Here is a 13,791-nt window from a genome sequence, read left to right as displayed (position 1 = left end):
CATGGCCTACAAGGCGCCCGTCCGCGACCTCATGTTCATCCTGAACGAGGTCCTGGAGATCGATCGCTATACGAACCAGAACGGTTTCGAGGACATCTCCTCGGACCTGGTTCAGCAGATCCTCGAGGAAGGCGGCAAGTTCGCTGAAGAGGTCATCGCCCCGATCAACAACCCGGGCGACAAGGAAGGCTGCCACTGGAACGACGGCGTCGTCACCGGGCCGAAAGGCTGGAAGGAAGCCTATAAGGCCATGGTCGAGGCCGGCTGGCCCGCCCTGTCGGCTGATCCGGCCTATGGCGGCCAGGGCATGCCCGCCGTCGTCGGCATGGCCTTCGGCCAGTTCACCGCCGGCGCCTCGGCTGCCTTCTCGATGTATCCGGGCCTGACGGCCGGCGCCCACGCGGGCATCCACGCCAACGCCTCGGAAGAGCTGAAGGCCAAATACCTGCCCAAGATGACCACCGGCGAGTGGGGCGGCACGATGAATCTGACGGAGCCCCAGTGCGGCACCGACCTGGGCATGGTGCGCACCAAGGCCGTGCCGCAGGGCGACGGCACCTACAAGATCACCGGCCAGAAGATCTGGATCTCGGCCGGCGAGCACGACTTCGCCGACAACATCATCCACACGGTCCTGGCCCGCGTCGAAGGCGCTCCGGCCGGGATCAAGGGCCTGTCGCTCTTCCTGGTGCCCAAGATCCTCGTCAACGACGACGGCTCGCTGGGCGAGCGCAACGGCGTCCGCTGCGGCGGCCTCGAGCACAAGATGGGCATCCACGGCAACGCCACCTGCGTCATGGACTATGACGAGGCGACCGGCTGGCTGATCGGCGAGGAAGGCCGCGGCATGAACAACATGTTCGTGGTCATGAACGAGGCCCGCCTCGGCACCGGCCTGCAGGGTCTGGCCATCGGCGCCGCCGCCTATCAGGGCGCGGTGGCCTTCGCCAAGGACCGCCTGCAGGGCCGCGCCCTGACCGGCCCGCAGAACCCGAACGGCCCGGCCGACTCGATCATGGTCCACCCCGACGTGCGCCGCATGTTGCTGGAAGCCCGCGCCTTCGTCGAAGGCGGCCAGGCCTTCATCCTGTGGACCGCGCTGCAAGCCGACCTGCAGGAGTCCGCCGACGAAGCCACCGCCCAGAAGGCCAGGGACTATATGGGTCTGCTGACCCCGGTGCTGAAAGCCTATCTGACCGACAAGGGCTTCCACGTCGCCTCCCTGTCGATGCAGGTCCACGGCGGCTCGGGCTACACCGAGGAGTTCACGGCCAGCCAGTATCTGCGCGATGCGCGGATCACCATGATCTATGAAGGCACCAACGGCATTCAGGCTCTGGATCTGGTGGGCCGCAAGCTGCCCTCGCAGGGCGGTCGCGCCATCATGAGCTGGTTCGGCGACATCGACGCCTTCGTCGCCGAGAACGGCGCTGAAGGTCCGGTGAAGCCCTTCGTCGACGGCCTGGCCGACGCCAAGGCCAAGCTGCAGGACGGCACCATGTGGCTGATGCAGAACGGCCTAGCCAATCCGGACAACGCCGCCGCCGCCTCGACCGACTATCTGAACCTGTTCGGCATCACCGCCCTGGCCTTCCTCTGGGCCCAGATGGCCAAGGCCGCCCAGGCGAAGATCGACGCCGGCGACGCCGACCCGTTCTATGTCACCAAGCTGCAGACCGGCCGCTACTTCGTCGAGCGCATCCTGCCCGACGCCGCCGCCCATCTGACCAAGATGAAGACCGGTGCCGACGTCCTGATGGCCATGCCGGCCGAAGCGTTCTGATCTGAGTGCGTAACTGATCCCGAGGCGATCCCGGCGCAGGCCGGGGTCGCCTCAATCATATTATCGAGCTCTGGCGACAGTGACCGGGGCCTTGCCCGCTGGAAACGCCATGAACGTCATCACCACCCCCTCCCCCGACTTCATGCTGGAAGAGGAGATCACCCTCTTCTCCGACAGCGTCGGCAAGTGGATCGACGACCATGCGCCGCCGGAGAAGGTCCAGGAATGGATCGCCAACTCCAGCGTGCCGCGCCAGCTGTGGAACGATGCCGGGGACGCAGGCCTGCTGGGCCTGTCGATGCCCGAGGAAGACGGCGGCTTCGGCGGCGACTATCGCCATGAGGTCGTGCTGATGCGTCAGCTGGGCTGGAAGGGCGCCGACCATTTCGGCATCTCGCTGCACAACGCCATCGTCGCCCCCTACATCTGGCACTACGGCACCGAGGAGCAGAAGGCGCGCTGGCTGCCACGCCTGCAGACCGGCGAACTGGTCGGCGCCATCGCCATGACCGAGCCGGGCGCCGGCTCCGACCTGCAAGGCGTCAAGACCACCGCGATCAAGTCCGGCAACGGCTATGTCGTGAACGGCTCCAAGACCTTCATCACCAACGGCCAGCTGGCCAATCTGATCATCGTCGTGGCCAAGACCGACCCGTCGCAGGGCTCGAAGGGCACCTCGCTGATCGTCGTCGAAACCGACGGCGCCGAAGGGTTCGAACGCGGCCGTAACCTCCACAAGATCGGCATGGAGGGCAACGACACCTCCGAGCTCTTCTTCAACGACGTCAAGGTCCCGGCCGACAACATCATCGGCGGCGTCGAAGGGCAGGGCTTCATCCAGCTGATGCAGCAGCTGCCGCAGGAGCGCCTGAACATCGCCGTCCAGGGCGTCGCTGCGGCCGAGCGCGGCCTCGAACAGACCCTGGAATACGTCAAACAGCGCAAGGCCTTCGGCAAGTCGATCCTGGAGTTCCAGAACACCCAGTTCAAACTGGCCGAGGTCAAGACCAAGCTGACTGTGGCCCGGGTCTTCGTCGACCACTGCATCGGCCTGCACCTCAAGGGCCAGCTCGACGCCACGACGGCCTCCATGGCCAAATACTGGGTCACCGACATCCAGGGCGAGGTCATCGACGAGATGCTCCAGCTCCACGGCGGCTACGGCTATATGAACGAATATCCGATCGCCCAGCTCTACAAGGACGCCCGCGTCCAGCGCATCTACGGCGGCACCAACGAGATCATGAAGGTGCTGATCGCGCGCTCTCTTTAAGGCTGCAAGCGCCTACAGCTGATGATTTAAATTCCGCTCATCCCCGCGAAAGCGGGGACCCAGTTCTTTGGGAGGCGGGCTGTGGCGTTCTACACCTACATCGTCGCCAGCCAGCGGAACGGAACCCTCTATACCGGGTCCACCGACGCCCTGATCAAGCGCACCGTGCAGCATCGCGAGAAGCGGTTCGCCGGTTTCACCGCGAAGTACGGCTGCGCCACCCTGGTCTGGTTCGAGCCACACGAAACGCGCCACGCCGCGTTCATGCGTGAGCGACAGATCAAGAAGTGGTACCGCGTGTGGAAACTCGAACTTATCGAGAAATCCAACCCGCGCTGGCGGGACCTGTTCGAAGAGCTGTTCTGAAGCTCTTACTGGGTCCCCGCTTTCGCGGGGATGAGCGGAATTGGGGGTGATCAGGCTCCCCTTTCCCGTCTAGCTTGCCGACATGGAACCCCTGTCCCCCGTGTACCTCTCCGCCATCGCCGCCCAGACCGGAGGCCTGAGCGCCTTTCTCGGCGGGTTCGCGGCGACGTTTCTGGGGACCCTGCTGGCCCTGAACGTCAAGGGCCGGACCGGGTCGCTGGCCATCGGGTTTTCGGTCACCTCCTCGGTGGCCTTCATCGTCGCCGTGGTCGGGTCGACCGCCACGGTGGCGGCCCTGCATCCGGACGGCCCGGCGGGACGGGTCGGCTCCGCTGGCTTCGCCCAGGTGGTCATGTCGATCGGTTTCGTCCTGGGCCTCTATGCCCTTCTGATCAGCCTCGGCCTCAGCGGCTGGTCGCGCTCGAAGGGCACGGGCTGGACGACCAGTATCGCGGCCGCTCTCGGCATCATCCTCGTCACCGGCATGGTGGTGAGCTTCGGCTGAGGCGGCTAATAAGCGCGACATGATCCGCCTCCACGTCACCTCCGACCTCTCCGCCAACGCCGCCGTCGCCCCGACGCTGGACCAGTCGCGCTATCTGACCAATGTCATGCGCCTGTCCCGGGGCGATGAACTGCTGGTCTTCAACGGCCGCGACGGCGAGTGGCGGGCCAGCGTCGCAGAGACGCACAAGCGCGGCGTCATCCTGAAATGCGAGGAACGGGCGCGGGCGCAGACGGTCACGCCCGACCTCGAACTGATCGTCGCCATGGTCAAGAAGGCCCGGGTCGAGACCATCGTGGAGAAGGCGGCCGAACTCGGAGCCGCCCGGGTGCGGCTGACCGTCACGCGGCGCACAAACGTCGACAGGGTGCGCTTGGACCGGCTTGACGCTATCGCCGAGGAGGCGGCCGAACAGACCGGACGGCTGGACGTGCCCCCGGTCGATGATCCGATGAAGCTGGAAGCCATTCTCGACGGCTGGGATCCGGCCCGGAAGCTGATGTTCTGCGACGAGACCGGCGGCGCCCCGGCCATCCCCGCCCTGACGGCGGCGGGTCCCGGCCCCTGGGCCATATTGATCGGGCCTGAGGGCGGCTTCTCGCCCGAAGAAGGCGAGCGGCTGCGGTCCCTGCCCTTCACCACAGCGGTATCGCTCGGCCCACGCATCCTGCGCGCCGACACCGCCGCCATCGCCGCCATGACCCTGTGGCAGGCCGCCGTCGGCGACTGGGAGCGTTAGCGTTTCACGTATCGGGTCGCAGACAAGACGTCCGAGACCGCGCTGGCCTTGGTGTCGATGAAGCCCCGTTCGCGCATCAGGACCCTAACCTGCCCCTCGCCGAAGGCCGCCGCCTTGCCTTTGCCGTGCATCACCCAGACCGGCGCGGCCGATCCCGCCGAGGCGGCGAGGGCCTCGGTCAGCCCGGCCTCGTTGGCGACATGAACGATCAACAGCGTGGCCTCATCGACTTCGGCGCGCTCGACGCCTTCCAGAGCACCCGCCAGCTCCGGCGCGCCGACATCGCCCGCCGTCCAGACCGTGACGTCCGGCTTCAGACCCAGTTTCTCCGCCAGGGTCGGCAGGGGCTTCTCCAGCGCCGTCTTCCACTTCCCGGCCTCGACCGCGCCCAGCATCAGTTCGAACGGCCCGCGCGGCCCCTGTCCGGTCAGGGCCTCGCCCTCGACCGCCAGATGGCTGATCCCGTCGCGCGGGATGGTCAGGGAGAAGGGCGCACGCAGGATGACGCCCTGGTTCTCCAGCAGGACCTTCGCCTCATCGGTGCGCCCGTCATAGGTCGCCGTCGTCACCGCCTCGCGTCCCATGACCTTGTCCCGTCCCGATGCCGTTCCAGGGTCAGGAGCAAAGCAGCAGCGGCGCCGGGCCGCAACGCCCCCGAAATCCACTTCCCGATCAATATCCGGCCATCTCGCTCTGCCCCCTTGAGCGGGACCGTATTCCCGCCCATCTAGCCGCGACAGGCGTTGCGCGTTCAGCGGCGTCGAGGGGATATGCATGTCTGCTTCCGAGCCGCTGACCAAAGACCAGCTGATCGCCGTCATGGCCGACGGCGCCAAGCCCAAGGACCAGTGGCGCGTGGGCGCCGAGCACGAGAAATTCGGCTTCGACCGCTCGACCCTGCGCCGTCCGGCCTATGAGGGTCCGGGCGGCATCCACGCCATGTTGACCGGCCTGCAGCGCTTCGGCTGGAGCCCCGTCGAGGAAGGCGGCCATCTGATCGCGCTTGAGCGCAAGAACGCCGAGGGCTTCTCGGCCTCGGTGTCATTGGAGCCGGGCGGCCAGTTCGAACTGTCAGGAGCCCCGCTGCTGACCATGCACGACATCTGTAACGAGACCGGCCAGCACCTGATGGAGGTCAAACAGGTCGCCGACCAGATCAACCTCGGCTTCCTGGGCGCCGGTTTCGATCCGATGTGGACCCGCGAGGACGTGCCGGTCATGCCCAAGGGCCGTTATGACATCATGCGGTCCTATATGCCGAAGAGGGGCAAGCTCGGCCTCGATATGATGCTGCGCACCTGCACCATCCAGGCCAATCTCGACTTCTCCGACGAAGCCGACATGGTCGCCAAGTTCCGCACCTCCCTGGCGCTGCAGCCCATCGCCACCGCCCTGTTCGCCTGTTCGCCCTTTATCGAGGGCAAGCCCAGTGGCTTCCTGTCGGCGCGCGCCAATGTCTGGACCGACACGGATCCCGACCGCACCGGAATGATCGACTTCGTCTTCCAGGACGGTTTCGGCTTCGAACGCTATGCCGACTATGCGCTCGACACCCCGATGTATTTCGCCAAGCGCGACGGGAAGTACATCGACGCCTCGGGCCAGTCGTTCCGCGACTTCCTGAAGGGCGAACTGCCGGCCCTGCCCGGCGAGCTGCCGACGATCAAGGACTGGAACGACCACCTGACCACCCTCTTCCCCGAGGTGCGGCTGAAGTCCTATCTCGAGATGCGCGGCGCCGACGGCGGGCCGTGGAGCCGCATCTGCGCTCTCCCTGCCTTGTGGACGGGCATCTTCTACGACGCCCCCTCGCTCGCCGCCGCCTGGGATCTGTGCAAGGACTGGGACATCGCCGACCACGAACGCCTGCGCCGCGACGTGACCCGCCTGGGCCTCAAGGCCGAGGTCGCCGGCCGCTCGGTGCGCGACATAGCGGTCGACATGGTCGCAATCGCCTCCGCCGGCCTCAAGGCCCGCAACAAACTGTCCGGCGGCATGGTCGATGAGCGCGGCTACCTGGCCGAGCTGGAAGAGATCGCGGACTCTGGGCTTACCCCCGCCGACCGCCTCCTGGCCCTGTATCACGGCGAATGGCAGGGCGACGTCAGCCGCATCTACCGCGACTTCGCCTACTGATGCCGATCAGGGCTTGAGCCCGCCGTCGTAATCGCTAGTTTGCGCCTCGCTTCCGCGGGCATGATGTAGTGGTAGCCTGAAAGCTTCCCAAGCTTTTCGTGCGGGTTCGATTCCCGCTGCCCGCTCCAGCTTCCTTTCAGATCAAGCCTCAAGCGACGCCAGATACTGGTGGATCTGGCTGACCACGGCCGCGCCCTCGCCCACCGCAGCAGCGACCCGCTTGGTCGAGCCGGCCCGGACGTCGCCGATGGCGAAGATGCCCGGGCTGTCGGTCTGCAGCGACAGGGACGACCGGCCCGTCTCGACGAAGCCCTTGTCGTCCAAGGCCACGCACTGCGCCAGCCAGTCGGCGTTCGGATCAGCGCCGACGAACAGGAACAGGTGCCGCATGGGGCAGAGGTGGGTCTCGCCCGAGCGCCGGTCGCGGAAGACCGCCCCGGTCAGGCCGGTGTCGCCGTCCCCCTCCAGGGCCGTGATCTCGGTGTGGGTGTGGATGCGGACATTGGGCAAGGCGGCGATCCGGTCGATCAGGTATTTCGACATCGAGGCCTCCAGTCCCGGCCCGCGCACCACGAGGTTGAGCGCCTTCACCTTCGAGGCCAGGAAGACCACGGCCTGACCGGCGGAGTTGCCGCCGCCAACAAGGGCGACCTCTTCGCCCGCGCACAGCCGCGCCTCGACCGGCGAGGCCCAGTAGGAGACCCCCGAGCCTTCGAACGGACTGAGGTTCTCGATCCCGGGGCGGCGGTAGCGCGCGCCGGAGGCCACGACCACGGCGCGGGTCTGGACGGTCTCCCCACTGGTCAGTTCCAGTCGGTGCGGCAGGCCCGCGCCCTCGGCCGCGCAGTCCAGCCGCGCCACCTCCATCGGAATGGCCAGTTCGGCGCCGAACTTCAGGGCCTGGTTATAGGCGCGGCCGGCAAGCGCCTGACCCGAGATGCCCGTCGGGAAGCCGAGGTAGTTCTCGATCCGCGACGAGGCCCCCGCCTGCCCGCCGATGGCGCGCTGGTCCAGCACCAGGACCGACAGCCCCTCCGAGGCGGCATAGACGGCCGTCGCCAGACCGGCCGGGCCCGCCCCGACCACGGTGACGTCATAGACCGTGTCCGGATCCAGCTCCGGCGTCATGCCCAGGCAGAGGGCGGCCTCGGCCTCGGTCGGGCGCTTCAGCACCGTGCCGTTGGGACAGACCATCAGCGGCAGTTCGTCCGGCTGGACGCCCAGACGCTCGACCACCGCCCGACCCTCGGCGTCGCTGTCGGCGTCCAGCAGGGTGTTGGGATAGCCGTTGCGGGTCAGGAAGCCCTGCAGGCTCCGAAGATTCGCGTCGCCGGGATGGCCGACCAGGATCGAACCCGCAGCTCCGCTCTCGATCAGGCCGACGCGACGCAGGATCAGCGCGCGCATGACGACCTCCCCCACCTCGGCCGAGCCGATCATCAGGGCGCGCAGATGGGCCGCGTCGATGGGAGCGGCGGTGCAGCCTTCGGGGCCGGCCCGGCCCTCGGCCAGAGACGCGCGGCCTGCCAGCTGGCTGACCTCGCCCGAGAACTGGCCCGGGCGGTGGGACACGACCGCCTGCTCGTGTCCGAGACCGTCGCGGCGCACCACGTCGATCGCCCCTTCCAGCACCAACCAGACGGGACTGCCCATCTCCCCCAGCGCGAACACGATCTCACCGGGCGCGAACCGCCGGGGCTGATCGCTGATGAACCGCCGCGCCGTCTCGACGGCGGCCGGCTCCAGCACCGGAAACCTCTGGGCGTAGCGAGTGTCGGTCTCGGGTTCGGGCGGGGGTTCAGTCTCTGGCATCGGGCAATCCTCGGATCGTCCCTGACAAAGGCCGGCAGGACGGCCGACCGTTCCCGGATTTCAGCGGCGGGTCAACCGGGCGGCCGATCACGAACCGTGTTCGCGTGACCCGCACCAAAGTTAGGAAGCGCTGCAGGCGCGTCCAAGCTATGCCTTACATGTCGGAACCAACCGGCGCACCGGGACCCACCGGCAAGGGGAGGCGAACAGCATGGACGGTCGCGCGGCGAGAGGGATGGTGTTCGCCATGCCGGTGTCCATCGCCGGCTGGCTGATCATCATCGCTGTCGCCAACGCCATCCTGCATCGGTTCGACATCTGGTTCTGAGCCCGGCGACCTACTCCCGCTCGACCTCGATGCCCCGCGCTTCCAGCATGGCCTGAACACTGTCGTCGCCAGCAAGGTGCGCCGCGCCCACCGCCACGAAGGCCGTGCCTGAACCGGCCAGCAGCGTCTGGATCTGGTCGGCGAAACCCACGTTCCTGTCGGTCAGAAGCGCCTTGTAGATATCCGGGGCCTCGACCTTCATGTCCTGGTTGGTGACGCTGTTGAGCCGCGCCACATCGCCCGAGGACCAGGCGTCGACCATGGCGTCCAGCTCGGTCGACGCGTCGTCATAGTCCTTCAGCGTCGAGCGCAGGAACTCCAGCTGGATGTCCTCAGGCAGGTTGGCGAGGAGCAGCACCTGTTTCTCGATGGTCTCGAAGCCGTGGATCGGCTTGCCCTCCGCTTCGGCCCGGGCCTTGAGCGTCAGTTCAACGCCCGAGGCGGGATCGTAGCCGGCCTTCTTGAGCGGGGCGAGCGACAGGGTCAGGCCGGCGTACCAGGGTCGGAAGATATCCATCTGGGCGCCGGAGACGCCGAGCACCCGGGCGGCGGAGTCCAGCTGTTTGAACTCCTCGGCCGTCAACCGGCTGGACAGGGGGGTGGCGGGCGAGACGCCGTACTGCTGGATCAGCGGAACGATCGCGGCGACGTCGTCGGGGTTGGAAATCTCGAACCAGATGTCCGAGGCGCTGTTGAAGGCCGCCGTCACCGCCGGCGATTCCCACTGGGTATTGGGGCGCAGAACGTGGACCGTGCCGAACAGATAGATGGTCGAATCCGCGTCCTTGACGACCCAGAGGGCGGGGCCCGCGCTGGACGCGGGCTCGGCGGCGACCGCTACCGGCGCGACCGGGGCTTCGGCATGGGCCTTGCCGACCCAGGGCGCGAGCAAGGCGGCAACCAGGGCGAGGCCGAGAGCGGTTCCGGCGGCCAGCTTCGCCAGTCGGGCGACCGGGGCGGCTTTCGGCGGTTGGCGAAGGGTCATGGCTTATCCTTGGGGTCGGTTCGGGCAGGACGATGGCGGAAGGGTCAGTGAATGCCGCGGCGGGCGGCGGCGATGGCCGAGGCGACGAAATAGACGCCCATCAGGATGCCCATCATGCCCCAGGCGGTCAGGCCCTGAATCAGGCCGAGCCGTTCGGCGGCGGCATAGAGGAACAGGGCCGACTGCAGGGTCCAGAAGGCCAGGGTCGCGGTTTCAGCCATGATCCGGCGCAACATCTCGTCGGCGCGGCGCCAGAGCAGGAGGTTGGCGCCGGCCTGGACCACCAGCATGACGGCCAGCGCCGCCATGACCAGTTCCGGCGCGGCGATGCGGGCGCCGACCATGGGCAGGAGCATCATCGCCCCGGCCAGCAGCATGACCAGGACCTGCAGCCCGCCGCAGCCCTTCATGACCTCGGCGCCGCGTTTGGTGATCAGGCCCAGGGCGATGATCGCGGCCATGACCAGGGGCGCGGCCCCGGCGCCGAGGGCCAGGGTGTCCTCCCAGCCGGTGTTCAGCTGCTTGCTCAGGGTAGCAATGCCGAGGCCGGCGGCGCCGCCGATCAGGCCGAGGACGAGGAAACCGGCGATACGGACCGCGGGTGAGCGTTGAGTGGGCCAGCGGGAAGTGGGGGGCGAGCTGTTCATGGTCTCACTCCGAAAAGATGGATTCGATGGGCTGGGCGAAGACCCGGGCGATCTTGAAGGCGAGCGGCAGGGAGGGGTCGTAGCGGCCCGTCTCCAGCGCATTGACGGTCTGGCGCGAGACACCGAGCTGCTCGGCCAGATCGGCCTGGCTCCAGTTCCGCTCGGCGCGCAGGACCTTGAGACGGTTGTTCATCGGGTCACCGCCGCTTCAGCCACCAGAAGGCCCAGGCGACGCCATAGCCGACGACCTGACAGCCCACAACGACGGCGGCGCCGATCATCAGTCCGGCCTTGACCGAGGCCTGCCCTTGCGGCCCCGTGCCGTAGAGCAGGGTCAGGAACAGGACGCCCGCGACGGCCAGACCGACTGTGGAGCCCCACCACCAGGCCCATTTGTGCGCCTCCTGCGCCGCCTCATCGAGGCCTTGCCACCACTTGAGGCTGGCCCAGAGACCAATGCCCATGGCGATGGCCACGACGCCCGCGACCAAGGCGGCGCCGAGCCAGCTTCCGTCCGGCGTGGTCAGGCCGACGATGGCCGAGCCCGCTCCGGCGACGCCGCCGGCGAGAGCGCAGGCGCCCATGACCCGACCGTAGCGCGACAAGGGATGTTTCGACACCCGGCCTTCTGTTGACATGACAAGCACCCCGGTCTTTGTGACAAGGGTGTTTTACAGCGTCGCCGTAAGGAGTCAAGCGACCTTGTCATTGCGGCTCAGATCAGCTTGCGGTCCTCGTCGGAGGCGATCAGTTCGGGGCGGCTGATGCCGCGCGGCGACTGGTCGATGGCGGTCAGCTCGGGGAGATCCTTGCCTTCGTGATCGACCTGCAGGTCCTCGAATCGGCGGGCCTGAACCATGACCTGGCTTTCCAGCGAGCCGACGAACTGGTTGTAGCGGCCGACGGCGGCGTCCAGCGCCTTGCCGACGGAGGCGGCGTGACCGCCCATGGCCGAGAGGCGTTTGTAGAGCTCCTTGCCCAGACGGGCGACCTCGTCGGCGTTGCGCGACTGCTCCTCCGCCCGCCAGCCGTAGGCCACGGCCTTGCACAGGGCGAAGAGGGTGGTCGGGGTGACGATGACCACGCGCGATTCCATCGCCTGGGTCATCAGGTCCGGCTCATGATCCAGCGCCGCCGACAGGAAGGCGTCGCCGGGCACGAACATGGCCACGAAGTCGGGGCTGGGCTTGAACTGGTCCTGATAGGCTTTGGACGACAGCTGGCGGACGTGGGTCTTCATGCTGGCGGCGGTGCGGAGCGACGCGGCGCGGGCCTGGGCCTCCTCGTCGCCGTCAGCCGCATCGGCGAAGGCCAGGGACACCTTTGCGTCGATGACGAACATGCCGCCGCCCGGCAGTTTGACGATGAAGTCGGGGCGCGATTGCCGGCCCTCGTCATTCATCTCGGAGGTCTGTTCGGTGAAATCGAACCGGCCGGCCATTCCGGCGGCCTCCAGCACGTTGCGGCAGGTCTGTTCGCCCCAGCGGCCGCGCCGGCCGGTGTTGCCGCGCAGGGCCTCGGTCAGGCGCCGGGCCTCGTCGCGGGTGGCGGTCGAGGCGGTCATCAGCAGGGACAGCTGCTCCTTGAGCCCGCCGGTCTCCTCGGTGCGCGCCTTCTCCAGAGCGGTCACATGCTCATGGAATTTGGTCAGCTGTTCCGAGACGGGTTTCAGCTGGGCCTCGATCCGTTCACGCGCGACACGATCCTGGGCCTGGAAGGTCTCGGTGGCGCGGGTGACCATCTGGTCGGCGACGGCCTGGGCCGACTGGGCCGCCTGGGCCTTGAGGAATTCCCCCATGGTGACACGGCTGTCCTCGATCAGCTCGATCCGGCTCTCGGCAGTCGCCAGCGCCGCCTTCGCCTTTTGCCAGCCCATGAAGGCCCACAGGAAGGCGGCGCTGAAAGCGACGGCGAGGAGAGCGAGAATGGCGACGACAGCGTTCATGCTCCGTTCCTTAGAGGGAGTCGGACGGGGTCGCCAGATCGGACCCGGCGCTCGAAAAACAGTGTCCGAAGAGGCCGATGAGTCCGGAGAGTCCGGATCGGAAAGGGCGCGCTTGGCAGGTCATGCATGCGCACTAACATATAGCTGCGTCAGGATCGGGCGCAGACCCTGAGAGACTTAAGCCCTCGGGAGATTCAGGCGGGGCGCCGCGCCCGAAGCGCCTGGACGATGGTGCCGTCGTCGAGCCAGTCAAGGTCGCCGCCGACGGGGACCCCTCGCGCCAGCGACGTCACCTCCACCCCGCTGCCGATCAGCCGTTCGGCAAGGTAGTGGGCCGTGGTCTGGCCGTCGACGGTGGCGGGAAGGGCCAGAACGACCTCGCGCACGCCCCCTCCCTCGGTTGTGGCCCCTGTCTCGTTGCCCGCCTTCGCCCGGCCGACCAGTTCGGCGACGCGCAGGGCCTCGGGGCCGATCCCGTCCAGCGCCGACAGAAGCCCGCCCAGCACATGGTATTTGCCGCGGAAGGCGCCGGACCGCTCCATGGCCCACAGGGCGCCGGCCTCCTCGACCACGCAGATCAGGCCGTTGTCGCGGTTGGGATCCGAACAGATCGAGCAGGGATCGCGCGTATCCGGCGTGCCGCAGACCGAGCAGGACACGACCTTCTCCGCCGTCTCGGCCATGGCGGCGGCAAGGGGCAGCAGCAGCTGTTCGCGCCGCTTGAGCAGTTGCAGGGCCGCACGTCGGGCCGAGCGCGGACCCAGCCCCGGCAGCTTGGCCAGGAGCGCGATCAGGCGTTCGATCTCGGGTCCGGCGGACGCGGCCAATCAGAAGAGCTTCGGCATGCCGGGGATGTTCATTCCGGCCAGGGGTCCGGCGGCCTGACGCATCAAATCGCCATTGACCTCGTCCAGCTTGCGCTTGGCGTCGGCGTGGGCGGCGACGATCAGGTCGGCGAGGATTTCGCCCTCGCCGGGAACCAGCAGGCTGTCGTCGATCTTCACCGAAGTGATCTCGCCGGGCCCCTTGAGGGCGATCATCACGAGACCGCCGCCGGAGGTGCCTTCCGAGGTGGTTTCAGTCATTTTGGCCTGGGCGTCCTGCAGCTTCTGCTGCATCGCTTGAGCCTGTTGCATCAGGGCGTTGAGGTCTTTCATGGCCCCTAGATAGGACGAAGCCGGCGCCAGCGACAGAGGGCCCCTCCTGAAGAGACGAACCTGAGACGCCGCTCTTGCCAAATCGGCGGCGTTCGCCCAGCGAAACCCAGAATTG

General features: G+C 67.5%; 15 protein-coding genes and 1 tRNA gene. 7 read left to right on the top strand and 9 right to left on the bottom strand.

The features are described from left to right. Position 1 precedes the first annotated feature (1 nt). The 5 genes from IFJ75_RS19315 to IFJ75_RS19295 all read left to right on the top strand — a co-directional run bounded on the left by IFJ75_RS19315 (position 2) and on the right by IFJ75_RS19295 (position 4,666). A complete protein-coding gene (locus IFJ75_RS19315) occupies positions 2-1,783 on the top strand; it encodes an acyl-CoA dehydrogenase C-terminal domain-containing protein (RefSeq protein ID WP_207870484.1) in 1,782 nt (593 codons plus the stop codon). A 109-nt stretch (positions 1,784-1,892) separates the two neighbouring features. Beyond that, entirely contained in the window at positions 1,893-3,056 is a 1,164-nt protein-coding gene (locus IFJ75_RS19310; RefSeq protein ID WP_207870483.1) for an acyl-CoA dehydrogenase family protein, read from the top strand. Between the two features lie 81 nt (positions 3,057-3,137). Further along, positions 3,138-3,422, top strand: a complete 285-nt coding sequence (locus tag IFJ75_RS19305; protein WP_207870482.1) for a GIY-YIG nuclease family protein — start codon at positions 3,138-3,140, stop codon at positions 3,420-3,422. 82 nt (positions 3,423-3,504) lie between these two features. Then, positions 3,505-3,927, top strand: coding sequence for a hypothetical protein (locus IFJ75_RS19300; protein ID WP_207870481.1), 423 nt, complete (start codon positions 3,505-3,507; stop codon positions 3,925-3,927). 19 nt (positions 3,928-3,946) lie between these two features. Further along, a complete protein-coding gene (locus tag IFJ75_RS19295; RefSeq protein ID WP_207870480.1) occupies positions 3,947-4,666 on the top strand; it encodes a 16S rRNA (uracil(1498)-N(3))-methyltransferase in 720 nt (239 codons plus the stop codon). Here IFJ75_RS19295 and IFJ75_RS19290 read toward each other — a convergent pair. Beyond that, entirely contained in the window at positions 4,663-5,250 is a 588-nt protein-coding gene (locus tag IFJ75_RS19290; protein ID WP_207870479.1) for a hypothetical protein, read from the bottom strand. The genes IFJ75_RS19295 and IFJ75_RS19290 overlap by 4 nt on opposite strands. 190 nt (positions 5,251-5,440) lie before the next feature. Here IFJ75_RS19290 and IFJ75_RS19285 point away from each other — a divergent pair, with 190 nt between their 5' ends. Both IFJ75_RS19285 and IFJ75_RS19280 read left to right on the top strand, forming a co-directional pair. Continuing rightward, positions 5,441-6,802: a glutamate--cysteine ligase gene (locus IFJ75_RS19285; protein ID WP_207870478.1), complete on the top strand. Its 1,362-nt coding sequence runs from the start codon at positions 5,441-5,443 to the stop codon at positions 6,800-6,802. Positions 6,803-6,856: 54 nt separating this feature from the next. After that, positions 6,857-6,930: transfer RNA gene (locus IFJ75_RS19280), tRNA-Gly, on the top strand. A 13-nt stretch (positions 6,931-6,943) separates the two neighbouring features. Here IFJ75_RS19280 and IFJ75_RS19275 read toward each other — a convergent pair. From IFJ75_RS19275 to IFJ75_RS19240, 8 genes are all read right to left on the bottom strand, one after another. Then, positions 6,944-8,614, bottom strand: a complete 1,671-nt coding sequence (locus IFJ75_RS19275; protein WP_207870477.1) for an FAD-dependent oxidoreductase — start codon at positions 8,612-8,614, stop codon at positions 6,944-6,946. Positions 8,615-8,952: 338 nt separating this feature from the next. Next, the gene (locus IFJ75_RS19270; RefSeq protein ID WP_207870476.1) at positions 8,953-9,927 is read right to left on the bottom strand and encodes a TraB/GumN family protein; all 975 of its coding nucleotides are present in this window, start codon (positions 9,925-9,927) and stop codon (positions 8,953-8,955) included. 44 nt (positions 9,928-9,971) lie between these two features. Further along, on the bottom strand, positions 9,972-10,574 hold the full coding sequence (locus IFJ75_RS19265; RefSeq protein WP_207870475.1) for a hypothetical protein: 603 nt from the start codon (positions 10,572-10,574) through the stop codon (positions 9,972-9,974). A gap of 4 nt (positions 10,575-10,578) precedes the next feature. Then, on the bottom strand, positions 10,579-10,767 hold the full coding sequence (locus IFJ75_RS19260) for a helix-turn-helix transcriptional regulator (protein ID WP_207870474.1): 189 nt from the start codon (positions 10,765-10,767) through the stop codon (positions 10,579-10,581). 4 nt (positions 10,768-10,771) lie between these two features. Then, positions 10,772-11,212, bottom strand: coding sequence for a hypothetical protein (locus IFJ75_RS19255; protein WP_207870473.1), 441 nt, complete (start codon positions 11,210-11,212; stop codon positions 10,772-10,774). 77 nt (positions 11,213-11,289) lie between these two features. Then, a complete protein-coding gene (locus tag IFJ75_RS19250; RefSeq protein ID WP_207870472.1) occupies positions 11,290-12,519 on the bottom strand; it encodes a DNA recombination protein RmuC in 1,230 nt (409 codons plus the stop codon). A 194-nt stretch (positions 12,520-12,713) separates the two neighbouring features. Continuing rightward, entirely contained in the window at positions 12,714-13,346 is a 633-nt protein-coding gene (gene recR / locus IFJ75_RS19245; RefSeq protein WP_207870471.1) for a recombination mediator RecR, read from the bottom strand. Next, entirely contained in the window at positions 13,347-13,676 is a 330-nt protein-coding gene (locus IFJ75_RS19240) for a YbaB/EbfC family nucleoid-associated protein (protein WP_207870469.1), read from the bottom strand. Between the last annotated feature and the right edge of the window lie 115 nt (positions 13,677-13,791).

The organism is Brevundimonas goettingensis (assembly GCF_017487405.1).
Lineage (GTDB): Bacteria > Pseudomonadota > Alphaproteobacteria > Caulobacterales > Caulobacteraceae > Brevundimonas > Brevundimonas goettingensis.
Note: the sequence above shows the minus strand (reverse complement) of the source record. Positions and strands in the feature narration are given on the sequence as shown.

Bases quoted from the DNA above. Each gene is read 5' to 3' on its own strand.
- IFJ75_RS19250 (WP_207870472.1), bottom strand. From the start codon at position 12,519: ATGAACGCTGTCGTCGCCATTCTCGCTCTCCTCGCCGTCGCTTTCAGC.
- IFJ75_RS19295 (WP_207870480.1), top strand. From the start codon at position 3,947: ATGATCCGCCTCCACGTCACCTCCGACCTCTCCGCCAACGCCGCCGTC.
- IFJ75_RS19240 (WP_207870469.1), bottom strand. From the start codon at position 13,676: ATGAAAGACCTCAACGCCCTGATGCAACAGGCTCAAGCGATGCAGCAG.
- IFJ75_RS19315 (WP_207870484.1), top strand. From the start codon at position 2: ATGGCCTACAAGGCGCCCGTCCGCGACCTCATGTTCATCCTGAACGAG.
- IFJ75_RS19300 (WP_207870481.1), top strand. From the start codon at position 3,505: ATGGAACCCCTGTCCCCCGTGTACCTCTCCGCCATCGCCGCCCAGACC.
- IFJ75_RS19260 (WP_207870474.1), bottom strand. From the start codon at position 10,767: ATGAACAACCGTCTCAAGGTCCTGCGCGCCGAGCGGAACTGGAGCCAG.
- IFJ75_RS19310 (WP_207870483.1), top strand. From the start codon at position 1,893: ATGAACGTCATCACCACCCCCTCCCCCGACTTCATGCTGGAAGAGGAG.
- IFJ75_RS19265 (WP_207870475.1), bottom strand. From the start codon at position 10,574: ATGAACAGCTCGCCCCCCACTTCCCGCTGGCCCACTCAACGCTCACCC.
- IFJ75_RS19285 (WP_207870478.1), top strand. From the start codon at position 5,441: ATGTCTGCTTCCGAGCCGCTGACCAAAGACCAGCTGATCGCCGTCATG.
- IFJ75_RS19270 (WP_207870476.1), bottom strand. From the start codon at position 9,927: ATGACCCTTCGCCAACCGCCGAAAGCCGCCCCGGTCGCCCGACTGGCG.
- IFJ75_RS19255 (WP_207870473.1), bottom strand. From the start codon at position 11,212: ATGTCAACAGAAGGCCGGGTGTCGAAACATCCCTTGTCGCGCTACGGT.
- IFJ75_RS19275 (WP_207870477.1), bottom strand. From the start codon at position 8,614: ATGCCAGAGACTGAACCCCCGCCCGAACCCGAGACCGACACTCGCTAC.
- IFJ75_RS19290 (WP_207870479.1), bottom strand. From the start codon at position 5,250: ATGGGACGCGAGGCGGTGACGACGGCGACCTATGACGGGCGCACCGAT.